Source organism: Pseudomonas sp. R62, from assembly GCF_000257605.1.
GTDB classification, from domain to species: Bacteria; Pseudomonadota; Gammaproteobacteria; order Pseudomonadales; family Pseudomonadaceae; genus Aquipseudomonas; species Aquipseudomonas atacamensis.
In genome coordinates this window covers 3,837,246-3,843,430 of sequence record NZ_JH635998.1, presented here as the reverse complement: position 1 = coordinate 3,843,430, position 6,185 = coordinate 3,837,246, and the positions used below count along the sequence as shown (strand labels likewise).

The 6,185-nt window shown below is 60.3% G+C and carries 5 protein-coding genes and 2 pseudogenes; 3 read left to right on the top strand and 4 right to left on the bottom strand.

Going from position 1 to position 6,185, the window contains the following annotated elements; translation table 11 throughout:
* The 3 genes and pseudogenes from OQK_RS18255 to OQK_RS18245 form a co-directional block, all read left to right on the top strand.
* A pseudogene (locus OQK_RS18255) lies at positions 1-163 on the top strand (beta-hydroxydecanoyl-ACP dehydratase); the annotation flags it as partial.
* Between the two features lie 11 nt (positions 164-174).
* Positions 175-1,395, top strand: coding sequence for a beta-ketoacyl-ACP synthase I (gene fabB / locus OQK_RS18250; protein WP_016773647.1), 1,221 nt, complete (start codon positions 175-177; stop codon positions 1,393-1,395).
* A 417-nt stretch (positions 1,396-1,812) separates the two neighbouring features.
* The gene (locus OQK_RS18245) at positions 1,813-2,001 is read left to right on the top strand and encodes a hypothetical protein (RefSeq protein WP_016773646.1); all 189 of its coding nucleotides are present in this window, start codon (positions 1,813-1,815) and stop codon (positions 1,999-2,001) included.
* A 68-nt stretch (positions 2,002-2,069) separates the two neighbouring features.
* Here the strand turns inward: OQK_RS18245 and OQK_RS18240 are convergent, their stop codons facing one another.
* The 4 genes and pseudogenes from OQK_RS18240 to OQK_RS31465 form a co-directional block, all read right to left on the bottom strand.
* Positions 2,070-2,612, bottom strand: a complete 543-nt coding sequence (locus OQK_RS18240) for a DUF2058 domain-containing protein (protein ID WP_016773645.1) — start codon at positions 2,610-2,612, stop codon at positions 2,070-2,072.
* 26 nt (positions 2,613-2,638) lie between these two features.
* A complete protein-coding gene (mazG, locus tag OQK_RS18235; protein ID WP_024013963.1) occupies positions 2,639-3,472 on the bottom strand; it encodes a nucleoside triphosphate pyrophosphohydrolase in 834 nt (277 codons plus the stop codon).
* A 130-nt stretch (positions 3,473-3,602) separates the two neighbouring features.
* Positions 3,603-5,846 (bottom strand): GTP diphosphokinase, encoded by a 2,244-nt coding sequence (relA, locus tag OQK_RS18230; protein ID WP_016773643.1) that lies wholly within the window; start codon positions 5,844-5,846, stop codon positions 3,603-3,605.
* 101 nt (positions 5,847-5,947) lie between these two features.
* Positions 5,948-6,185, bottom strand: a pseudogene (locus OQK_RS31465) (23S rRNA (uracil(1939)-C(5))-methyltransferase RlmD); the annotation flags it as partial.

Below are 6,185 nucleotides of genomic sequence, written 5' to 3'. Positions count from 1 at the left end.
GCCAACCGCGAAGAAAGTCACTTACAACATTCATATCAAACGCGTCCTCAAGGGCAAGCTGAACATGGCCATCGCCGATGGTTCGGTCAGTGTCGACGGACGCGAAATCTACACCGCCGAAGGCCTGCGCGTCGGCGTGTTCACCTCCACTGACAACTTCTAAGGGTTATTCGCATGCGCCGCGTCGTTATCACTGGTCTGGGCATCGTTTCGTGCCTGGGCAATGACAAAGAGACCGTCTCCGCTAACCTGCGTGCAAGCCGCCCTGGCATCCGGTTCAACCCGGAATATGCTGAAATGGGTCTGCGTAGCCAGGTTTCCGGCTCCATCGACCTCAACCTTGAAGAGCTGATCGATCGCAAGATCTATCGCTTCGTCGGCCATGCAGCGGCTTACGCCTACCTGGCCATGAAAGACGCCATCACTGACTCCGGCCTGACCGAAGAGCAGGTGTCCAACCCGCGTACCGGCCTGATCGCCGGCTCCGGCGGTGCTTCCACGCTGAACCAGATGGAAGCGCTGGACATCCTGCGTGAGAAAGGCGTGAAGCGCGTCGGCCCGTACCGCGTCACGCGGACCATGAGCAGCACCGTTTCCGCTTGCCTGGCCACGCCATTCAAGATCAAGGGGCTGAACTACTCCATCGCTTCTGCCTGCGCCACCAGTGCTCACTGCATCGGTACCGCCATGGAACAGATCCAGATGGGCAAGCAGGACATCGTCTTCGCCGGTGGCGGTGAAGAAGAGCACTGGAGCCAGTCGTTCCTGTTCGACGCGATGGGCGCTCTGTCCAGCAAGCGCAACGACACCCCGGAACAAGCTTCCCGCGCCTATGACAAGGACCGCGACGGTTTCGTCATCGCTGGCGGCGGCGGCATGGTTGTCGTTGAAGAGCTGGAACACGCTCTGGCCCGTGGCGCGAAGATCTACGCCGAGATCGTTGGCTACGGCGCAACGTCCGATGGCTACGACATGGTTGCCCCAAGCGGCGAAGGCGCGATCCGCTGCATGCAGCAGGCGCTGTCCACCGTCGACACCCCGATCGACTACCTGAACACCCACGGCACTTCGACTCCGGTCGGCGACGTTGCGGAAATGAAAGGTGTGCGTGAAGTGTTCGGCGACAAGGCTCCAGCGATCAGCTCGACCAAGAGCCTGTCCGGTCACTCCCTGGGCGCCGCCGGCGTGCACGAAGCGATCTACTGCATGCTGATGATGGAAGGCAACTTCATTGCCGGCTCCGCCAACATCGACGAGCTCGACCCGGAAGTGGCCGATCTGCCGGTGCTGACCAAGACCCGCGAGAACGCCACCATCAACACCGTGATGAGCAACAGCTTCGGCTTTGGCGGCACCAACGCCACGCTGGTACTGAAGCGCTGGGAAGGCAAGTAATTCCCCACCGCTGAGCCGCACATGAAAACGCCCCGACTGGTTCGGGGCGTTTTTTTTTGGCCTGCAGATATCAGCCGGGAAACTTCCGGTCCGTGTTGTTGATCGTTCCCACGCTCTGCGTGGGAATGCAGCCCGTGACGCTCCGCGTCACTGGACGCGGAGCGTCCCCAGAGGCATTCCCACGCGGAGCATGGGAACGATCAAAGACAGGGATCCAGAGCGTTCTGGAGATGAAACTTCTGTCATGAAACTTACCACCCTGCGACCGAATGTCGCGGTTTACGCGGCCTCCAGCACTGTTGCGAAATCCGCAACAACACATTGCGCCAATTGGCGGTTTACTTAGCTGACTAACAAATCCTATAACAGAGTCCTGCACACGCCTTGGTGCAGTAACTTGAGATTTGGAGCTAGCAGATGACTGTAAAAGTAACTGAACGCGACGATTCACACATGTCCCACGAAGGCCTGGCCGCCGGCATCCGTATCTGGGATGTGCATCAACAAGACTTGCTGGTCGGCATGTTCCACAACGAGATCGATGCGCATAACTACAAGGCTGAACTGGAAGTGCAGGAGCAACAAAGAGAACTGAAGTCCGCCTGAAACAACACAGCATTTGAAAACGACAAACCCCGCCATGAGCGGGGTTCGTCGTTGTTACAGCCGTGGATTTACCACATCAGATCGTCAGGGATCTGGTACGCCGCGTACGGATCGTCCTCGGCGTTGACCTCTTCGGTCTGCACGTTGAGCTGGACGATGCGCTGCGGGTCGCGCTCCTGGATCTTCAGCGCCGCTTCACGGGGAATCACTTCATAACCGCCGTTGTGGTGCACGATCGCCAGCGAACCGCTGCTGAGCTTGTTGCGCATCAGCGTGTTGACCGAGATGCGCTTGACCTTCTTGTCATCGACGAAGTTGTAGTAGTCCTCGGTGGTCAGCTTGGGCAGACGCGAGACTTCGATCAACTGCTTGACCTGCGCGGCACGGGCCTTGGCCTCGGCTTTTTCCTGCTGCTGACGGTTCAGCTCCTGGTCGCGCTTGACCTTCTCGGCCATGGCTTCCTGGGCGGCGCGCTGCTGCGAATCGTCCAGCTCGGCCTGGCCTTTGTGGGCCAGGCGCTGTTGCTTCTGCTTGTCTTTGCTGACCTGCTTGGCCTGCTTTTGGTTGACCAGGCCTGCTTTGAGCAACTGGTCGCGAAGGGAAAGGCTCATCAATGCTTACTCACTTGGGCAACGGCTCAGCCGCAGCTGGGCTCATTCTTTTCCTGGCGTTTGGCTTCGCCCCACAGGGCGTCCAACTCTTCGAGGGTGCAATCTTCCATGGGACGGTGGGTGTCGCGCAATGCCTGTTCGATAAAACGGAAACGTCTTTCAAACTTGCCATTGGCGCCGCGCAGGGCTGTTTCCGGATCGACCTTCAGATGCCGGGCCAGATTGACCACGGAAAACAGCAAATCGCCGATCTCGTCGGCCACCGCCACCGGATCATTTTCCGACATGGCTTCGAGCACTTCATCGAGCTCTTCGCGGACCTTGTCGAGGACCGGCAAGGCATCCGGCCAGTCGAAACCGACCTGCCCGGCGCGCTTCTGCAACTTGGCTGAGCGCGACAGTGCCGGCAAGGTGGCCGGCACATCATCAAGCAAGGACAACTGCTCGGGCGCAGAGGCTTTCTCGGCACGCTCTTCGGCCTTGATCTCTTCCCAGCGCTGCTTGACCTGCTCTTCGCTCAAGCGCGGCACGTCGAGCGGCGCGTACAGGTCGCCCGTCGGGAACACATGCGGATGACGGCGGATCAGTTTGCGCGTGATGCTGTCGATCACCCCGGCGAATTCGAACCGCCCTTCTTCCTTGGCCAACTGGCTGTAATACACCACCTGAAACAACAGATCGCCCAACTCGCCCTGCAAATGGTCGAGATCGCCACGCTCGATGGCATCGGCCACTTCATAGGCCTCTTCGAGGGTGTGCGGGACGATGGTCGCGTAGGTTTGCTTGATGTCCCACGGACAGCCGAACTGCGGATCGCGCAGACGGGACATCAGGTGGAGCAGGTCTTCGAGTGAATACATCATTTATCAGGCTCACCACAAAATCCTGTGGGAGCTGGCTTGCCAGCGATTGCATCACCTCGACTCTCCTGAGAGACCGAGTTGTCTGCATCGCTGGCAAGCCAGCTCCCACATGGGATCAGAGTCATCTTCACGGAGTACGGTTACGCCGCGTTTCGATGATGTTCGGCAATTGCGAAATCCGCCCCAGCAGCCGTCCCAGCGCATCCAGACCGGGGATCTCGATGGTCAGCGACATCAGCGCGGTGTTGTCTTCCTTGTTCGAGCGGGTGTTGACCGCCAGCACGTTGATGCGCTCGTTGAGCAGCACCTGCGAGACGTCACGCAGCAGCCCGGAACGGTCGTAGGCGCGGATGATGATGTCCACCGGATAGGTGAGCACCGGCACCGGCCCCCAACTGACCTGAATGATCCGCTCCGGCTCGCGCCCGCCCAGTTGCAGCACCGAGGCGCAGTCCTGACGGTGAATGCTCACGCCACGGCCCTGGGTGATGTAACCGACAATCGCATCGCCCGGCAGTGGCTGGCAGCAGCCGGCCATTTGCGTCATCAGGTTGCCGACGCCCTGGATCTGGATATCGCCGCGCTTGCCCGGTTTGTAACCGGTAGCCTTGCGCGGGATCAGCTCCAACTGTTCGTTGCCGCGCTCCGGTTCGACCAATTGCTGCGCAAGGTTGACCAGATGCGCCTGACGCAGGTCACCGGCACCGAGGGCGGCGAACATGTCTTCGGCGGTTTTCATGTTGGCCTTTTCAGCCAGCTTGTCGAAATCCACCGCCGGCAGGCCGAGGCGATTGAGTTCGCGCTCGATCAGGGTTTTACCGGCCGCAACGTTCTGATCGCGAGCCTGCAACTTGAACCAGTGAACGATCTTCGCCCGCGCCCGCGAGGTGGTGACGTAACCGAGGTTCGGGTTCAGCCAGTCGCGGCTCGGCGTGCCGTGCTTGCTGGTGATGATCTCGACCTGCTCGCCGGTCTGCAGGCTGTAGTTCAACGGCACGATGCGGCCGTTGATCTTCGCGCCCCGGCAGTTGTGGCCGATTTCGGTGTGTACCCGATAGGCGAAATCCAGCGGCGTCGCGCCTTTCGGCAAGTCGATGGCGTGACCGTCGGGAGTGAAGATGTAAACCCGATCAGGCTCGATATCGACGCGCAATTGTTCGGCCAGACCGCCGATATCACCCAGCTCTTCGTGCCATTCAAGCACCTGACGCAGCCAGGAAATCTTCTCTTCGTAATGGTTCGAGCCGGATTTGACGTCGGTGCCCTTGTAGCGCCAGTGCGCGCAGACGCCGAGTTCGGCTTCTTCGTGCATGGAGTGGGTGCGGATCTGCACCTCGAGGACCTTGCCTTCCGGGCCGATCACCGCCGTATGCAGCGAGCGGTAGCCGTTCTCTTTCGGGTTGGCGATGTAGTCGTCGAATTCTTTCGGGATGTGCCGCCACAGAGTGTGGACGATGCCGAGCGCGGTGTAGCAGTCGCGCATTTCCGGCACAAGCACGCGCACCGCGCGAACGTCGTAGATCTGGCTGAATTCCAGACCCTTGCGCTGCATTTTGCGCCAGATCGAGTAGATGTGTTTGGCCCGGCCGCTGATGTCGGCGACGACGCCGGTGGCCTGCAGTTCGTCCTTGAGCTGGGTCATCACGTCGCTGATGAAACGCTCGCGGTCCAGCCGCCGCTCGTGGAGCAACTTGGCGATCTGCTTGTATTGATCGGGTTCCAGATAACGGAAGGACAAGTCCTCCAGTTCCCATTTGATATGACCGATGCCGAGGCGATGGGCCAGCGGCGCATAGATGTCGAAGACTTCGCGAGCGACGCGGTTGCGCTTTTCATCGTCGGCGGTTTTCACCGCACGGATGGCGCAGGTGCGTTCGGCCAGTTTGATCAGCGCAACGCGTACGTCATCGACCATGGCCACGAGCATTTTGCGCAGGTTCTCGACCTGCCCTTGCGTGCCCATGACCATCGATTGCCGTGGGCTGAGACTGGCGCTGATGGCCGCCATGCGCTGCACGCCGTCGATCAGCTTGGCCACTACCGGACCGAAGCGCTGGCCGATGGCCGCCAGCTCGATCTGGCCTTCGCGCACGCCGCGATACAAAACGGCGGCGACCAGCGAATCCTGATCGAGCTTGAGGTCGGCGAGGATCTCGGCGATCTCAAGGCCCGTGCTGAAACTGCCGGAGCCTTCGGCCCACAGGTTCTTCTTCGCATTGGACTGCTGTTCGGCCTCGCGAGCGAACTCGCAGGCTTCTTTCAAGGCCTCGCGATCCAGTGCCAGATCGACACTGACCGCGTGATCGAGCCAGGCCTCGAGATTGATACTGCCGTCGGTGTTGATCGGCTGGTGTGCTCTCACCTGTACCATGCTGCTTTACCTTCCCTACGACGCAGACTCAATGCGTCAAATCGCTGATCCTCAGTGTCCGTTCGCGCTCGCGGGGCTCAGGCGAGCGCTGCGCGGACAGATCAGACGGATTCAGACGAGCCGTCCTGGCTCGCTTCAAATAACGCCATGGCCTCGACATGTGCCGTCTGAGGAAACATATCGAGAATCCCGGCACGTTTTAACCGGTAGCCCTGCTTGATCAATTCCTGCGTGTCGCGCGCCAGCGTGGCCGGGTTGCACGACACGTATACCAACCGCTTGGCACCCAGGGTCGCGAGCTTGCGCACCACCTCGAAAGCACCGTCACGCGGTGGGTCC